We start from the raw sequence: 18071 nt of genomic DNA, 5'->3' as shown, positions 1-18071 counted from the left end.
TTTAATTATTTTATCAACCGTAATATTAAGCGTTAATTATAAGTATTATTATTTACGCAGTATTTAGAGCGGTTTTGTCAATATAATCAACAGGCGATCGCGCTGAGTATCAACATTTCTCCTCTGTAACCTTGATTTTTGAGCCTCTAGCCACTATTTCCCAAAACGTCAACACTTCTTGAACAACGATTAATTTTTCTATAAAGACTTAACATTCACCTAGGAAATTGGCTCTAAAGTTTTAATTTTCAATAAAGATGTATTGAAAGTAACTATGATTTTTATAAATTAGGTCAGAATGAAATAACTAAAGTCTAGAGTTAGCACGTACGCATTAATACATGCTGTTTTTAAACATCCGATAAATTGTTAACCAACTTAATTTACTTTCAAGTTCTCACTTAAAAAATAACTAATTAAATAATGCTATGAATCACACTGCTGAAGCAGACATCACTATGTGGTATTGCAGCTTTATTAGTGGGAATATCTCATGCTTTTAATTGCCTGATTAATTGTATAAAGAGCAGATTAAGGTTTACGTAAAAATCATTACTACCAATGGTGTATCAAATCTCCCTATCTGAAACTAACCCAGAACAAGACACCTTAAAATTACCTATTTTGTCAGCAACAGAACAACAGCAATTACTAATTGAGTGGAATCATACTCAAACCGATTATCCCAAGCAAGCTTGTATTCATCAGTTGTTTGAAGCGCAAGTAGCGAAAACACCCGATGCTGTAGCCTTAATTTTTAACGAGCAGCAAATTACCTACAAAGACTTAAATAGTCGTGCTAATCAACTAGCACAATATCTGCAAATATTAGGGGTAGGTGCAGAAGTTTTAGTAGGAATTTGTGTAGAACGCTCAATAGAAATGGTTGTAGGGCTACTCGCCATTCTTAAAGCTGGTGGAGCTTTTGTACCTCTAGATCCATCGTATCCGCAAGAACGTTTAGCTTTCATGCTGTCTGATACCAATGTATCAGTACTATTAACTCAAAAAGATTTAGTTACTAAATTACCTCCTCATAATGCATCTGTAATTTGCTTAGATAAAAATTGGGATGCAATTTTTCAAAATAGCCAAGAGAACCTAACTACTAACATCACTGCCGAAAACCTGGCTTATGTGATGTATACCTCAGGTTCCACAGGTACACCCAAGGGTGTTTGTGTGATTCATCGTGGTGTTGTGCGGTTAGTCAAAGAAACTAACTATCTTCAATTAACAGATAAAGAAGTAATTCTGCAACTTGCGCCGATTTCCTTTGATGCTTCAACTTTAGAAATTTGGGGTTGCTTACTCAATGGTGGAAAATTAGTAATTGCTCCTCCTCACACACCATCTTTAGAAGAATTAGGGCAGATTATTCAGCACAACCAAGTGACAACTTTGTGGCTGACGGCTGGTTTATTTCATCTCATAGTTGATGAAAAAATTGATGCTTTAAAATCTTTGCGTCAACTTTTAGCCGGGGGTGATGTATTATCAGTTCCCCATGTCCAGAAGTTTCTCCAAACTGTAGAGAACTGTCAGCTAATTAATGGTTATGGCCCGACTGAGAATACAACCTTTACTTGCTGCTACAGCATCACAGCACCATTGCAACCAGGTGCTTCCATCCCCATTGGTCGCCCCATTGCCAATACCCAAGTTTATATCTTAGATGACAACCTCCAACAAGTTGCGATCGCAGAAGTTGGCGAGTTGTATATTGCTGGTGATGGACTTGCTAGAGGCTATCTCAACCGTCCAGATTTGACTGCTGAAAAGTTTATTTTTCACTCTTTTGATGGTAGTTCACAAACGCGCCTCTACAAAACTGGTGATTTAGCGCGGTTTTTATCAGATGGTAATATCGAATTTTTAGGAAGAATTGACAATCAAGTCAAAATTCGTGGTTTCCGCATTGAACTTGGTGAAATCGAAAGAGAAATCGCTCAACATCCTGACGTGCGGGAAAATGTGGTTTTAGCACTTCAGCAAGAAACAGGCGAAAAGCAGTTAGTTGCTTATATTGTGCCGCACCAGAACAGTAGTTATACACACCATCAATTACGGAGCGTTTTACAACAAAAACTACCTAATTATATGGTGCCATCAGCGTTTGTCTTGTTAGAATCACTACCTTTAACTGCAAACGGCAAAGTTGATAGACATAAATTACCTGTACCCAGTAGAGAACGTCCGCAACTCGAACAAGCCTATATTGCTCCGCAAACCGATTTAGAACGTCAATTAGCAAGTATTTTGGGCGATTTGCTGAAAATTGAGCGCGTTGGCATAGATGATAACTTCTTTGATTTGGGAGCAACTTCCATCTCAATTCTGCAAGTTACAGCGCGGATACAACAAGAACTTAATATTGAATTACCTGCGGTGAAGCTCTTTCAATATTCAACAATTGGCGCATTAGCAAAGTATTTGCAATTCAAACAGAACAGCCAACCATCTTCTGACAAGCTGCAAAATCGCGCCCAACGCCAACAAGCAGCTCATGCTCGTCGCCGTCATCATCAACAAGGTGTTTAAATATGCAAGCATCCGATAACCACGATCCTATTGATGGTATTGCCATTATTGGCATGGTAGGAAAATTTCCTGGCGCTAGAAATGTCGATGAATTATGGCGCAATCTCTGTGAGGGAGTAGAATCAACAACTTTTTTTCAAGATGAGGAATTAGATCCCAGTATTGACCCCAACCTTTGCCAAGATCCTAGCTACGTCAAAGCTAGAGGAACTATCCCCGGAGGCGAAACCTTTGATGCAGCTTTCTTTGGTATCAATCCCGCAGAAGCTGTAGTGATGGACCCCCAAGCCAGAGTTTTTCTAGAGTTGGTGTATGAAGCTTTAGAAAATGCTGGTTATGAATCAGAGTCTTTCGATGGTTTGATTGGGTTATACGCTGGTTGTGGACAAAATACTTATTTTGCTAACAACATTAGCGGCCGGATGGAAATTGTCGATCGCATCGGTGAATTCCAAACGATGCTAGCTAATGAAAAAGACTTTTTAACCACCCGTGCGGCGTATAAACTTAACCTCAAAGGCCCGGCTGTCAGTGTAAATACTGCTTGCTCTACTTCATTAGTAGCAATTATCCAAGCTTGTCAAGCCCTAAGCAACTATCAATGTGATTTGGCTTTAGCTGGTGGTGTATCTATGACTACACCCCAAAATAGCGGTTATATAGCTCAAGAAGGCAGTATGCTTTCCGGTGATGGACATTGTCGCCCCTTCGATGTCAACGCTCAAGGCACAATGTTCAATAACGGCGCAGGAATAGTTGCCCTAAAGCGTTTAGAAGATGCACTGCAAGATGGCGATCGCATTTATGCGGTAATTCGGGGGCTGGGTATTAATAATGATGGTGGTGATAAGGTAAGCTTTACGGCTCCCAGTGTAGATGGACAAGCCGAAGCCATTGCGATGGCCCAAGCTTACGCCAACATTCACCCCGAAACTATCTCTTATATTGAAGCGCACGGTACAGCCACACCGCTAGGTGACCCGATTGAAATTGAAGCCTTAACCCAAGCATTCCGAGTCCATACAGATGCGAAACAATTTTGTGCGATTGGCTCAGTCAAAAGCAATCTTGGGCATTTAGTAGCAGCCGCTGGGGTAACGGGTTTAATTAAAACTGCGCTCTCGCTGTATCACAAAAAGCTACCCCCAAGCCTGAATTTTACAGCCCCCAACCCCAAGATTGATTTTGCCAATAGCCCCTTCTATGTCAATACCAAACTAGTGGAATGGCCAGAAGGTGAAACTCCGCGCCGTGCTGGTGTGAGTTCCTTTGGTGTGGGTGGGACAAATGCTCATGTAGTTTTGGAAGAAACCCCAGAAATTCAATCTTCTGGTGCTTCTCGCCCACAGCAGCTATTGTTGCTCTCCGCCAAAACAAGTACAGCCTTAGATGCTGCAACCGCCAATTTACAGCAACATCTGCAATATAACGCCGAAGTTAACTTGGCTGATGTTGCCTATACCTTACAGCGTGGACGTAAAGCCTTCAACTATCGCCGCTATGTAGTTTGTCACGATATTACAGATGCGATCGCCTCTCTGCAATCTTTAGACCCCAATCAAGTCAGTACTCGTCATACAGAAATCCGTAATCCCCCTGTTGCTTTCATGTTCCCAGGGCAAGGATCGCAATATGTGAATATGGGATTGAATCTCTACAATCGCGAACCTATATTTCGTGAAGTAGTAGATCGATGTGCGGAAATTCTCAAACCTTTGCTGGGGAGAGATTTACGAGAAATCATGTATCCCGCGCCAGGCGATCGCGAAACTGCGGCTATTTCTTTAAAACAAACCTTCTTTACCCAGCCAGCATTATTCGTGATTGAATACGCCCTAGCGCAACTATGGCAAAGTTGGGGAGTCAAACCCCAAGCCATGATTGGGCATAGTATTGGTGAATTTGTCGCCGCCTGTATTGCGGGTGTATTTAGCTTAGAAGATGCGCTGCTGTTGGTTGCAACTCGCGGGCGCTTAATGTGGGAATTACCGGGAGGAGCCATGCTTTCAGTGCGTCTCCCAGCTAAAGAGGTAGAGCCGCGATTGAGTGCAGAATTAGCGATCGCTGCTATTAACGGCCCTTCCCTATGTGTAGTTGCAGGCCCTACAGAGGCGATCGCATCACTACAACAACAACTAGAAAGCGAAGAAATTGTCTGTCGCTATCTCCATACCTCCCATGCTTTCCACTCCCCAATGATGGATAGCATTGTGGCTCCCTTTGCAGAGGTAGTTGCACAAGTTAAATTATCCGCGCCTCAAATTCCCTTTGTTTCCACAGTTACCGCTAACTGGATTACATCTGAACAAGCCACTGATCCAATGTATTGGGCAAATCATCTGCTCCAGACAGTGAGATTTGCGGAAGGCGTACAAACTCTCTGGGAACAGCCAGAACGGGTACTGCTGGAGGTAGGGCCACGCGCGACAACTGCAACCCTAGCGCGCCAACAAGCAAAAGATATCAAACAACAAATTGCGATCGCATCTCTGGCTGATAACGCTGAGAACGCAGCCGAATGGAATGCATTACTCAAAGCAGTAGGACAACTGTGGTTAGCAGGAGTGACTATCGACTGGAGCAATTTCTATCAAGACGAAACACGCCAGCGAATCCCGCTTCCGACTTATCCCTTTGAACGCCAACGTTTTTGGATTGATCCACTACCCCATCCCAACCGCGCCAAAACTACTCAACCTCCCAATCCCCAAATTTTAGAGAAACCTGCAACTATGTCATCCCCCAAGCAAAAACTTATTCCCCTGCTCAAAGAAGTTCTCGAAGAAACCTCTGGACTAGAAATCGCTGGTTTTGACGACTCGACAACGTTTTTAGAAATGGGGTTAGATTCCCTATCTTTAACTCAAGTTGGGCTAGCGTTAAAGAAAAAATTTAAAGTCAAGGTAACACTCAGACAGTTACTAGAAGTTTGCCCAAATTTAGGAACCTTGGCTGACTTAGTTAATGAAGGTTTGTCTCCAGAAACTGTATCCGCGCTTGGTTTGACAGAAACCGTTGCAGAACCTACTCCCGAAGCACCATTACCGACACCTGTAACTACATCTCCGATAGTGCATCAAGTCCCAACAAATGTATCTGCACCGCAACAAATTGCTGCTCAACCTGTTGTTGCATCCAGTTTCCTAGAAACTGTGATTAATCAGCAGCTACAAATCATGACTCAACAATTGGCGTTACTGGGTAACAACAATTTATCCCTAACAACGCCAGTTGTACCGACAGTATCCACTCCGCAAAATACTGTATCTGTTACCCCTACCCAAACCACCAAAGAAGTAAAACCAACAGTAGAAGCTGAATCCAACGGTGCTAAAAAGGCATTTGGTGCAGCAGCGCGAATTGAAAAAACCCAGAAAACTCTGACAACCGCACAACGCACTTATCTAGATAAATTTATCCAACGATATACAAAACGGACGCAACAATCTAAAGAATATACCCAATCTCATCGCCGTTACTTGGCAGATCCCAGAAGTGTTTCTGGCTTCAACCCCACGATGAAAGAGATGGTTTACCCAATTGTGGTATCTCGTTCATCAGGTTCTAAACTTTGGGACATTGACGGTAACGAATATGTTGATTTAAGCAATGGTTTTGGTTTGAATTTATTTGGTTGGTCACCAGCTTTTATTACCGAAGCAATTGAAGCCCAACTGAAACTTGGTATGGAAATCGGCCCCCAAACTCCTTTAGTGGGAGAAGTCGCAAAGTTGATGTGTGAATTGACCAACTTTGACCGCGCCGCTTTTTGTAACACAGGTTCAGAAGCCGTTTTAGGGGCGATGCGGTTAGCGCGGACAATCACAGGCCGTAACTTAATCGCCATCTTTTCGGGAGCCTATCACGGCATTTTAGATGAAGTCATTGTTCGCGGTAGCAAGCAACTGCGGTCAATTCCCGCCGCGCCTGGTATTCCCCCAGAAAAAGTAGAGAATATTTTGGTACTGGATTATGATTCACCCGAATCTTTAGAAATCCTCAAAAGTCGGGCTGATGAATTAGCTGGGGTGATGGTGGAATCTGTACAAAGCCGCCGCCCAGAATACCAACCCAAGGAATTCTTGCAGCAATTGCGTGAGTTTACTGAAGAGGCTGATATTGCTCTCATCTTTGATGAAATCGTCACAGGATTTAGAATTCATCCCGGTGGCGCACAAGCTCACTTCGGTATTAAAGCTGACATTGCCACCTACGGTAAGATAGTCGGCGGTGGGCTACCGATTGGAGTCATTGCTGGGACATCAAAATATATGGATGCTCTCGATGGTGGCTTTTGGCAGTATGGTGATGATTCAGTTCCAGAGGTTGGTGTCACTTACTTTGCCGGTACTTTCGTCCGCCATCCCCTAGCACTAGCAGCCGCAAAAGCAGTACTGCAACATTTAAAGCAGAGTGGCCCCAGCTTACAGCAAAATCTCAATGCTAGAACCGATAAGTTTGTAGCAGAAATAATGAGATGTTTCCAACAAGTAAATGCACCCTTCACAGCCTATAATTTCGGTTCCCTATTCATGGTGAAACCTGCGCCAGAGTTCATATATGGAGATTTGTTCTTTTACTTGATGCGGGAAAAGGGAGTACATATTTGGGATCACCGTCCTTGCTTCCTCACCACCGCCCATTCGGAAGCTGATTTGGCTTTCGTGATGACGGCTTTTAAAGAGAGTCTTGCTGAAATGCAAGCTGCTGGCTTCTTTGCTACACCTGCTGAAGAAGTCACAACCCGCAGCCAAAATGAAGTTGTCGTTACCAATAACAGCCTCCGCAATCGTCCTCCCCAGCCTGGTGCAAAATTAGGACGCGATCCGCAAGGTAACCCCTCTTGGTATATCCCCGATCCTGAGCGTCCTGGGAAATATTTACAAGTCGCCGGTGTTTCCTAAAGTACTGTAAAAATCGGCGTTGCTGGCGGAATGATTTGTTTCATCCAATTCAGCAGCGCCAAACATCAATCACATAAATCTAGAAATCATCATCTACTGAAATACAAATTTATCTGCGTCCATCCTCTTCTATCGGCAGTTAATTATTTCTTTTGACAAATTTGTAAAAATTGTCCCAGCAAAAGTATCAATGTATAAACACATTAATTCGCTTACTTCTCTGCGGGGTATTGCAGCTTTAGTTGTTGTTATCCATCATTTCTCTTACTACACATTACCTAAAATTGGTTCCACATTATCAACATATAGCAATTTTTTTCATAATGGATATTTGTGGGTAGACTTTTTCTTTATCTTGAGTGGTTTCATCATGACCCACGTTTATGCTAGAGATTTTTCTGCAAAATTGAATTCAGCTAACTATCGCTCATACTTACTTTCGCGGTTTGCCAGAATTTATCCTCTACATATATTCATTTTGTCTTTATTTATTGGATTAGAAATTTTAAAAGCCTGTTTAATTCATCATTCTGTGTTCACGGGGAAGTTTAACTTAACAGCCTTGTTTGCCAATGTTTTTCTTCTCCAAGCCTTTGACCTCAATTGCCCGCCTCTATTTTGGTGTAATACTTATTGGAATGAGCCTGCTTGGTCAATTAGTGTTGAGTTTGTAATTTACTGTATATTTCCATTTTTATTATTCTTTATATTAAGAAACAATTATAAAAATGATTTGCTGATGTATATTTCTAGTCTCTTGGGTATATTATTATTAATTACTTTTACTCGTGGGAATTTAGATAGTATTATTGGCGTACCTGCGATAGCTAGATGCGGACTAGAATGTGTACTTGGCATTATCACTTACAAAGTCTATCGTCGAGGTCATTATCAAAAGTATTTTAATCTCAATTTATTAGCAATCATAGCTATAACTTGGATAATGTTAATTATGCATAATTACTGGCATCATTGGCGGAGCCTTCATGATTGGCTAATTTTACCAGGGTTTTCTTTACTTATTTTGGCTGTAGCTGTCAATAACAAAGGGATGATATCAAAATTTTTAAATTCACAGCTAATGCTCTATCTTGGGACAATATCTTACTCAGTTTATCTGGTTCATTGGTTTATTCAAGAAATAATTAAATTTGTCTGGTCTTATGAATTTAACGAAATTTTTGGGCAAAGTTTTACTAGGTTAGAAAACTTCCTCGCTCTAGGAGTATTTTTGATGATTACTTTATTAGTAGCATCACTAACATATAAATTTGTAGAGGTTCCTATGCGTCATTATTTAAAGTCAAAACTTTTAGCTAACCAGTATTGAGTATCAGCAGTTTATTAAACCAAAATCCATCTAAAACCATTAAATAGCTTGAGAGAATAAGAGATTTTTATGACTTTATCACCTGTAAATTTCCAGTCTGAATTAACTGCTGTTGAGTTTGACCCATTTGCAGAGGGAGAATTACTATTAACTGCTCCTGCTACTGAATCTCAAAAAGAAATTTGGGCTTCTGTGCAAATGGGGGATGCGGCAAATTGTGCTTATAACGAATCCCAATCTCTGCGATTCAAAGGTAAACTTGATGTTACAGTTTTCCAATCTGCACTGCAAGAGTTAGTGCTACGTCATGAAGCGCTCAGAACAACTTTTAGCACAGATGGTAATACGCTCTGCATTGTTGATTCGCTACAAATTGAAATCCCAATTATTGATATTTCTAGCCTAGAACCACAAGAGCAACAGGAAAAATTAGCTAGTATCAGAATACAAGAAGTAGAAAAACCCTTTGATTTGGAACATGGCCCCCTATTCCGGGCGCAAATTATCAAATTGCAGCCGCAAGAACATATAGCGATTTTAACGGCTCATCATATTATTTGTGATGGTTGGTCTTGGGCGGTGCTGATGCCAGATTTAGGTAAACTGTATTCTGGCTTGCTAGAAGGTATTGTTCCCGAATTAGATGAAAGCGATCGCCTCAGTGATTATGCTGTTTTGCAAGAAGAAGAGGTAGATAGTCCAGAAGCGATCGCCACTGAACAATACTGGTTAGAACAATTCGCTGACTCTGTACCTGTACTAGATTTCCCCTGCGATCGCCCTCGCCCACATATCAGAACTTTTAACGCCGCGCGCGAAGATTGGCAATTAAATCCGCAATTAGTTGCAGATCTCAAACAGCTAGGCACAAAATTTGGTTGTAGTTTTATGACTACTATCCTGGCAGGATTTGAGGCTTGGCTACACCGTATCACCGGACAAAATGACTTGGTTGTGGGTATTCCCGCCGCCGGACAAGCTGCTTTAGGTCAATATAATCTCGTAGGTCACTGTGTAAATTTATTACCACTACGTAGCCAAATTAATGGCGCACAATCTTTCAGCGAATATTTGCAAAGTCGTCGTTCTACTGTTTTAGATGCCTACGATCATCAACAATTTACCTTTGGGAGTCTAGTTAAAAAATTAAGTATTCCAAGGGATTCGAGCCGGATTCCTTTGGTTCCGATTACATTTAATATCGATCAAGGTTTAGATAGCGATAAACTCCCCTTCAGTGGTTTAGAAGTAGAATTTTTCTCTAACCCTCGCTCCTTTGAGAACTTTGAGCTATTTATTAATGCTACAGAATTACGCGGTCAACTAACTCTGGAATGTCAGTACAACACTAACTTATTTGATGCTGACACTATCCACCGCCGGATGGCAGAGTTTGAAACTTTGTTGCAGGGTATAGTTGCAAATCCCAATCAAACTATTGCGAAATTGCCAATTTTACCAGCAGTTGAGCAACAGCTATTAGCAGCTTGGAACCAAACTCAAACCAACTATCCTCAAGATCAATCCATCCATCAATTATTTGAGGAACAGGTAGCGCGTACCCCTGATGCTGTGGCTTTGGTATTTCAAGGACAGCAACTTACTTATCAAGAGTTAAATACTCGCGCCAATCAATTAGCACAATACCTACAAACATTAGGAGTAGGCGCAGATGTGTTGGTGGGAATCTGCGTGGAACGCTCTTTAGAAATGATAGTAGGTCTATTAGGTATTCTGAAAGCTGGTGGGGCTTATGTACCTTTAGATCCGGGTTATCCCCAAGAACGTTTGGCGTTCATGCTTGCGGATACCCAAATTAAATTATTAGTCACCCAAAAACGACTAGTTGAAAAACTACCTACTCATAACGCAAATGTAATTTGCTTAGATGCAGATTGGCATACTATCAGCCAACAAGCAGCAGAGAATTTAATTACTAATGTCAAGCCTCATAACTTGGCTTATGTAATGTATACATCTGGTTCTACAGGTCAGCCTAAAGGTGTTAGTGTTATTCATCAAGGTGTAGTGAGGTTAGTTAAAGAAACTAACTATGTCAGTCTCACCGAAAAAGAAATATTCCTGCAAATTAGTCCTGTTTCTTTCGACGCTTCCACTTTTGAAATTTGGGGGTGTTTACTTAACGGTGGCAAATTAGTTATCTTCCCTCCTCATACCCCATCTTTAGATGAATTAGGGGGAATTATTCAGCAATACCAAGTGACAACACTGTGGCTGACAGCAGGTTTATTCCACTTGATAGTTGATGAAAAAATTGAGGCTTTAAAACCCTTGCGTCAACTGTTAGCAGGTGGTGATGTTTTATCTGTTCCCCATGTTCAGAAATTTCTTAATACGGTAGAAAACTGTAAATTAATTAATGGTTACGGGCCAACAGAAAGTACAACTTTCACTTCCTGTTATGAAATTACAGCACCATTAAAGCCAGGGGTTTCTATTCCGATCGGTCGTCCAATTGCTAATACCCAAGTTTATATTTTGGACTCCCATTTACAACAAGTTCCTATTGGCATTACAGGTGAGTTGTATATTGGTGGTGATGGTTTAGCACGAGAATATTTCAATCGTCCAGATTTAACTGCTGAGAGATTTATTGCGAACCCCTTGAGCGCAGATTCTCAATCACGCTTATATAAGAGTGGTGACTTGGCGCGCTATTTGCCCAATGGCGAGATTGAATACCTCGGTCGGATTGATAACCAGGTAAAAGTTAGTGGTTTCCGCATTGAATTGGGTGAAATTGAAATTGCACTTTTACAATCTCCGCTAGTGAAAGAAGCTGTAGTAATTGTGCGTGAAGATTCTCCTGGGGAGAAATTGCTAGTTGGGTATTTTGTAGCTGAAACTAATGAAGATAGTTCGCAAATTATTTCAGAGTTACGGAGATTCTTAAAACAACAATTGCCTGAGTATATGGTGCCAAAGATTTTTGTGGCACTAGAAGCTTTACCTCTGAATGCGAACGGCAAAGTAGATCGCCGCGCCTTGCCAAAGCCTGATGCTTATAGTCCAGAATTGGAAGCAAATTATGTTGCACCGCGCACTCCCATTGAGCAGAAAATTTCAGATATCTGGACGCAGGTTTTAAATGTCAAGCGAGTTGGGATTTACGATAACTTTTTTGAATTGGGCGGATATTCTCTTTTAGGAATTCAAGTAATTTCTCGCCTGAGACAGGCTTTGCAAGTAGAAATTTTGATGTCCAATTTATTTGAATTACCCACGGTAGCAGATTTGGCTGAACGAGTAGAAACTCTGCGTTGGGCTACTCAAGGTATTGAAGGTGCTGAGAGTGATTCAGCAGATGATTACGAAGAAGGTGAGCTTTGATACTTCCATAGCTAATCAGCTTTGGTGAGGGAAGGGGAGAAATCCCCATTACCCATTACCAATTACCCATTCCCCATACAGCCACATTTTCCACGAGGTTTTATGAAAACATTGGATGAACTACTATCTGAGCTACGTCAGCGCGATGTCAAACTTTGGTTAGAGGGCGATCGCCTGCGTTATCGCGCAGCAAAAGACAGCCTGACACCAGAATTGTTGAATGAGTTAAAAACGCAAAAAGCTGAAATCATCAACTTTCTGCACCAAGTTACCACAACCGCCACTTCTAAAATTCCGCCAATTGTCGCTTGTGAGCGAACTGGTAATTTGCCGGTTTCTTTTGGACAGCAACGCTTATGGTTTCTGCATCAATTTGAACCGAATAGTTCCTCAAATAATATGCCCGTTGTGGTGCGGTTTACGGGGAATCTCAATGTTGCTGTGTTAGAGGAAAGTTTGCGCGAAGTTGTCCGTCGCCATGAAGTTTTGCGGACAACTTTCCCGGCTGTGAATGGTAAGCCGACTCAAGTCATCGCCACAGATGTTTCCTTAAAGCTACCAGTTATTGACTTACAGCAAGTACCAGAGGAACAAAAAGAGACAGAAGCTCATATATTAGCAACCAAAGAAGCTCATCAACCCTTTGATTTAGCCAATGGGCCAGTTTTGCGAGTGCTGCTGCTGCGGTTGAGCGATCGCGAACATTTGCTGATTTGGAATATGCACAGTATAGTTTGCGATGGTGCTTCTTCTGATGTTTTCTATCAAGACTTTACTACCATCTACAAAGCACTGTCAGCAGGCCAGCCTTCGCCTTTACCACCCTTACCAGTGCAGTATGCTGATTTTACTCATTGGCAACATCAATGGCTGCAAGGTGAGGTTTTAGAGTCACAAGTAAACTACTGGAAGCAAAAGCTAAAAGGCCATTTACCAATCATAGACTTACCTTACGATTATCCCCGTCCCCAAGGAGCACAAACTTACCGAGGCGATCGCGCTGCTTTGTTACTACCCAAGGCGCTCAATCATGCGTTGACAGACTTGAGTCAAAAATGGGGAGCCACCCTGTTTATGACGCTACTAACAGTATTTGAGCTATTACTTTATCGCTATTCTGGGCAAGAAGATTTACTAGTTAGCTTTGCTAGTGCTGGACGCGGACAAGTTGAAACCGAAAGACTGATTGGATTTTTCTCGAATACTTTGGTACTGCGGAGTAATTTAGCTGGTAATCCCACTTTCCGAGAATTATTAGACCGAGTACGTAAGGATTGTTTAGAAGCTTATAGCCATCAAGACTTACCTTTTGAAAGACTTATTGAAGAACTTAAACCAGAACAACAAAGCCGTAATACTTCCTCATTATTTCAAGTAAAATTCTCCCTGAATCCGCCTTGGTCAAATGGTCGTGGTATGGCTGCGGTAGAATTACCTGATTTGACGATCGCTTCTCTATTTGGCTACATCTATCATGGCAAGACCAAATACGATCTGACATTGGTATTGCGGGAACAGGATAATGGTTTGGGCATGGTATTTGATTACAATGCCGAGATGTTTGATACCAGTACTGTAGAACGGATGCTGGGACACTACAAAACTTTACTGGAAGCTATTGTTGCTAACCCAGATCAGCCGATTTCGGAATTACCGCTGTTAACAGCCGGGGAACAGCAATTATTAGTTGATTGGCATGGCAAACAAGCTGATTATCCCCAAGATATTTGTATACATCAGTATTTTGAGAATCAAGTTAAACAAACTCCCGATAATATTGCAGTCAGTTTTACAAATCAGCAGTTAACCTATCAAGAACTCAATCAGCGCGCAAATCAACTAGCTCACTATTTGCAAACTTTAGGCGTAGGAGCCGGGGTAAATGTCGGTTTGTATTTAGAACCTTCCCTAGAAACGATTGTGGGGCTATTAGGTATTTTAAAAGCTGGCGGCACATCTGTTGCGATCGCACCTACACTTGGGGCTGAGATTTTAGCAGATGCTCAAGTATCTTTTCTCTTAACTCAAAGTTCCTTAGTTGAGAACATTCCTGAGTATCAGGCAAAAGTTATCTGTATAGATACTGAATTAACAAGTATCTCTTTGCACTCAAATGACAATCTAGTTTGTAGTGAAACACGCTCAGAAATTCTTTTAGGAAAAGTGATCGCTAATACCCAAGTCTACATCCTCGACAAGCGATCGCAACTTTTACCCATCGGCGTGACTGGGGAAATCTACATCAGCGGTATCGGCATTACTCAAGGCTACTTCAACCTTCCTGAGTTAACATCTGAGAAATTTATTCCTAATCCTTTTAGCAACGAATCTGGAGCATATCTTTACAAAACTGGTGACTTAGGACGCTACTTAAGTGATGGCAATATTCAGTTTTTGGGAAGTTTAGATCATCAAGTCAAAATTTCTCAAAATCTAACTAATACTCAAATAGAAAAAACATTTGTTCCCCCACAAGACTCATTACAAATTCAGTTAACAGAAATTTGGCAGAATTTCTTAGGTATTCATCCAATTGGCATCACAGACAACTTTTTTGATTTGGGTGGACATTCACTAATTGCAGTCAGGCTATTTGCTGAAATTGAAAAAACTTTTGGCAAAACTCTACCTTTATCTATTCTTTTACAAGCCCCAACAATTGAGCAATTAGCTCATTTTATTCGCGACAAACAGACTGAAAAACAAGCAAATATTGAGCAACCGAGATATTTAGTTAAAGACTTTTTTGGCAAAGTTATATCCAAAGTTTTTAAAGGTGAAAATTCCTCACAAATTGTAGATGAAAAGCAAACCAATTTAGAGACAAGAGAATGGCTGCTTTCTTCATCACTAGTACCACTACAACCCAACGGTAATAAGCCACCTTTATTTTGTGTTCATGGTGCTGGTGAAAGTGTGCTTTACTATCGCGATTTTGCTAATTATCTTGGTGCAGACCAGCCAGTTTATGCATTACAAGCTATAGGCGTGGATGGTAAAAAAGCCCCCCTTACCCGTGTTGAAAAAATGGCGGCTCACTATATTAAAGAAATCCAAACTATTCAACCACAAGGCCCTTATTTTTTAGGAGGTTATTCTTTTGGTGGCTTAGTAGTTTGGGAAATGGCTCGACAGCTAGCTGCACAAGGTCAAAAGGTTGCTTTGTTAGCTTTATTTGATACTAGTAATACCATTCGTCTCCAGACTAATATCAAGCCTATACCTACACAGAAGCGCATTTCTCACCATTGGGATAACCTTATAGAAATTGGCCCTGAATACATTCTTCAGCAAATAGAAGGTAAGTGCAGTTGGATTGATTATATGGTTAAACGAAAGCTAAATAAATTAAGTTTCAAAGCTTACCTAAATATCTCCCGCTTCTTACCTTACGCCTACCGCAAACAAGTAAAAATTAAAGATTTTAACAAACAAGCGGCTAAGGAATATGTTCCCAAAGCTTATGTGGGTAGAGTTACTGTATTTAGAGCAGAAGAACGCCCTGTAAGTGTGGTAGATCCAAACATGGGTTGGGGTGAATTGGCTTTAGGTGGCTTGGATATCCAACATGTTCCAGGAAACCACTTCTCAATTTTTAACGAACCCTATGTTCAATCTTTGTCAGAAAAGATGAAGGTTTGTATTGAGAAAGCTATGGCAGAGGCTTCATAATCCATGAATTTAAAATTATTGGCTGTTAGAAATTAATGGAATGAAGCATTAGGCTTATTAGAAATATAATTCAGGCTGGTAGAAAGTAAATTTACTTTCTACCATTTTTGTATCAGGATGGATTAACCACCGATAGAGGAATATTAATACCAATTCAAATAATGTTTGCGACACATCAATATATTCTACAGGGCACGGCAATGCCCATTAGTGTCAACTTAACGTGAAACCCGCTTTGTAGCTAGGTTTTCGCCCTCACCCCCAACCCCTCTCCCGCCGGGAGAGGGGAGCAAGAGATTTAATTCCCCTTCTCCTGGGGGAGAAGGGGTTAGGGGATGAGGGCGCGAGGTATTTGTACAACGCCCGCCCTATATAGCTTTTAGCTTAAGTTGACACAGGTGGGCAATGCCTTGCCCCTATAATCTGTGGCATTCTTTTTTCAAATTTGTATAACGCTGATATACTCAAGATATTTACAATTTTGCCAGTTAATATTAGGACAATTAGATTTAGTGATAATAAAAAAGTAGAGTGAGTAATGCTCACTCTACTTGTATTTCGGAAATCTATATAGAAACCCTAATAGTTGCTCAAGAGTGTGAAAGTTCCCAATCTTGCAGCATCAATATAGCTTGTTTATAAACAGAGATATCTACCTGATTAACTTCTATTTTCTGCCCAATTGCTTGGAGTAGGGTAATTGTTAATTTGCCACCTAAGTGTTCACGGAACTCACTCAGTCCTCTAAATAAATAATGAGGATGTTCTGGCTGATGTAATTGCTCTCTTAATGCAGATAGGTACAAAGTGAAGCCTAATGTTTCCAGTGTGCCTAAAATCTTTTGCCATTCTGATTGCGATAGTAGTCCTGTTAAATAGGAATAGGTGCTATCTAAGGCTATACCAATCGCCACAGCTTCACCGTGACGCAATTTGTAGTAGGTGATGTCTTCCAATTTATGAGCCGCCCAATGCCCAAAATCTAAGGGACGGGATGAACCTTTTTCAAAGGGATCACCGCTATTGGCAATATGTTCTAAATGCAATTGAGCGCAACGATAAATTACCTGTTCCATAGCTCTCATATCACGAGCAGCTAATTTCTCAGCAGATTGCATAATGAACTCGAAGAAATCTGCATCTTTGATTAATGCTACCTTCACAGCCTCTGCAATGCCCGATCGCCAATCGCGATCGCTCAGACTGGTGAGAAAATCAAAGTCATTCAATACTGCATAAGGTGGCATAAATGTGCCGAGGAAGTTTTTCTTACCGTAGGCATTGATGCCATTTTTTACACCTATACCAGAATCGTTTTGCGCTAACACTGTGGTCGGTACTCGTATTAATCGAATCCCTCGGTGCGCTGTTGCTGCTGCGTATCCTACCATGTCTAATAATGCTCCACCCCCAATGGCTAATACGTAAGAGTGGCGACATAATCCAGCAGCATCAATCATCTGATGAATTTGTTCTACAAATCTTGGCTCGTTCTTAACTATTTCTCCACCGGGAATGATGATTGGAGGCTCACTTAAGTTGATGACATCTGAATAAAAATCTGCATAAACTGATATTTGTTTTAATAGTCCATGCTGATGTTTTAACAGTCCTCCATCTACTATTGCTAGAACTTTTTTTGCCGTTATTTCTCCATCTGCGGCAATTACTTGCGCTAGTAAAGAATTGTCTAATTGAAACAGACCATTGCTAAAGTAAACATCGTAGTTAAAGTTAACACAGACAGATTGCTGAATTGCTTGCAGGCTAGTAGAAGGCTTGTGTGTAATGAGCATCTTTAGTGAATAATTTTTTAAGTATTACTATCCCAAGTTGGGATTTTTTAGTAGCTAGGAATTGCCCAGATTCCATCATTAAGAAGGCATTCCAGTACTGAAATACTGAAATGCTTGATAGAAGATAGATTCTCACTAAGTAAGTGAGTGTAACTAGCTTAATTTCCTAGGTAAATCTGTGCAACATTCACATTCTGACTGCAATTTGCTTTAGGCTTTAACCTTTATTGAAAGGTACGTCTTAAGGGAGATTATTAAATTTCTAGAGTAGACTTATTCTATATAATTTGCCCTTATAAATCAGCACTTGATAGCCCTATCTTTACATGATCTTATTTAAATTCTACAGATTTTTATAGATTTAGTAAAGTTAGATATGAATTTTTTTATACATCTCAGTAATTTTCTTATAGTAGAAAAAATATGATTGCGATTATTGCGAGTGACTTAAATAAATATTTTTACGTAGGAAAAAGT

Annotated in this window: 6 protein-coding genes; 5 read left to right on the top strand and 1 reads right to left on the bottom strand. The window is 40.7% G+C overall.

Annotated features, from left to right (window positions below; translation table 11 throughout):
- Positions 1-564 precede the first annotated feature (564 nt).
- The 5 genes from HG267_RS36260 to HG267_RS36240 all read left to right on the top strand — a co-directional run bounded on the left by HG267_RS36260 (position 565) and on the right by HG267_RS36240 (position 15798).
- The gene (locus HG267_RS36260) at positions 565-2541 is read left to right on the top strand and encodes a non-ribosomal peptide synthetase (protein ID WP_235623127.1); all 1977 of its coding nucleotides are present in this window, start codon (positions 565-567) and stop codon (positions 2539-2541) included.
- Positions 2542-2543: 2 nt separating this feature from the next.
- Positions 2544-7445, top strand: a complete 4902-nt coding sequence (locus HG267_RS36255) for a type I polyketide synthase (RefSeq protein ID WP_045873879.1) — start codon at positions 2544-2546, stop codon at positions 7443-7445.
- A 190-nt stretch (positions 7446-7635) separates the two neighbouring features.
- Positions 7636-8775, top strand: a complete 1140-nt coding sequence (locus tag HG267_RS36250; RefSeq protein WP_045873880.1) for an acyltransferase family protein — start codon at positions 7636-7638, stop codon at positions 8773-8775.
- A gap of 69 nt (positions 8776-8844) precedes the next feature.
- Complete coding sequence (locus HG267_RS36245; RefSeq protein ID WP_045873881.1) at positions 8845-12126, top strand: non-ribosomal peptide synthetase; 3282 nt, start codon at positions 8845-8847, stop codon at positions 12124-12126.
- Positions 12127-12228: 102 nt separating this feature from the next.
- Positions 12229-15798 carry an alpha/beta fold hydrolase gene (locus HG267_RS36240; protein ID WP_045873882.1) on the top strand — a complete coding sequence of 1190 codons (3570 nt, stop codon included), beginning with the start codon at positions 12229-12231 and terminating at the stop codon, positions 15796-15798.
- Between the two features lie 590 nt (positions 15799-16388).
- On the opposite strand, the gene HG267_RS36235 is transcribed toward HG267_RS36240, so the two are convergent.
- Positions 16389-17594 (bottom strand): 3-dehydroquinate synthase, encoded by a 1206-nt coding sequence (locus HG267_RS36235; protein ID WP_045873883.1) that lies wholly within the window; start codon positions 17592-17594, stop codon positions 16389-16391.
- Between the last annotated feature and the right edge of the window lie 477 nt (positions 17595-18071).

Source organism: Tolypothrix sp. PCC 7601 (assembly GCF_025677855.1).
GTDB classification, from domain to species: Bacteria; Cyanobacteriota; Cyanobacteriia; order Cyanobacteriales; family Nostocaceae; genus Aulosira; species Aulosira diplosiphon.
Note: the sequence above shows the minus strand (reverse complement) of the source record. Positions and strands in the feature narration are given on the sequence as shown.

What these genes read in the sequence shown, in the direction of transcription:
- HG267_RS36255 (WP_045873879.1), top strand. Translation starts at nt 2,544, where the DNA reads ATGCAAGCATCCGATAACCACGATCCTATTGATGGTATTGCCATTATT.
- HG267_RS36250 (WP_045873880.1), top strand. Translation starts at nt 7,636, where the DNA reads ATGTATAAACACATTAATTCGCTTACTTCTCTGCGGGGTATTGCAGCT.
- HG267_RS36235 (WP_045873883.1), bottom strand. Translation starts at nt 17,594, where the DNA reads ATGCTCATTACACACAAGCCTTCTACTAGCCTGCAAGCAATTCAGCAA.
- HG267_RS36245 (WP_045873881.1), top strand. Translation starts at nt 8,845, where the DNA reads ATGACTTTATCACCTGTAAATTTCCAGTCTGAATTAACTGCTGTTGAG.
- HG267_RS36240 (WP_045873882.1), top strand. Translation starts at nt 12,229, where the DNA reads ATGAAAACATTGGATGAACTACTATCTGAGCTACGTCAGCGCGATGTC.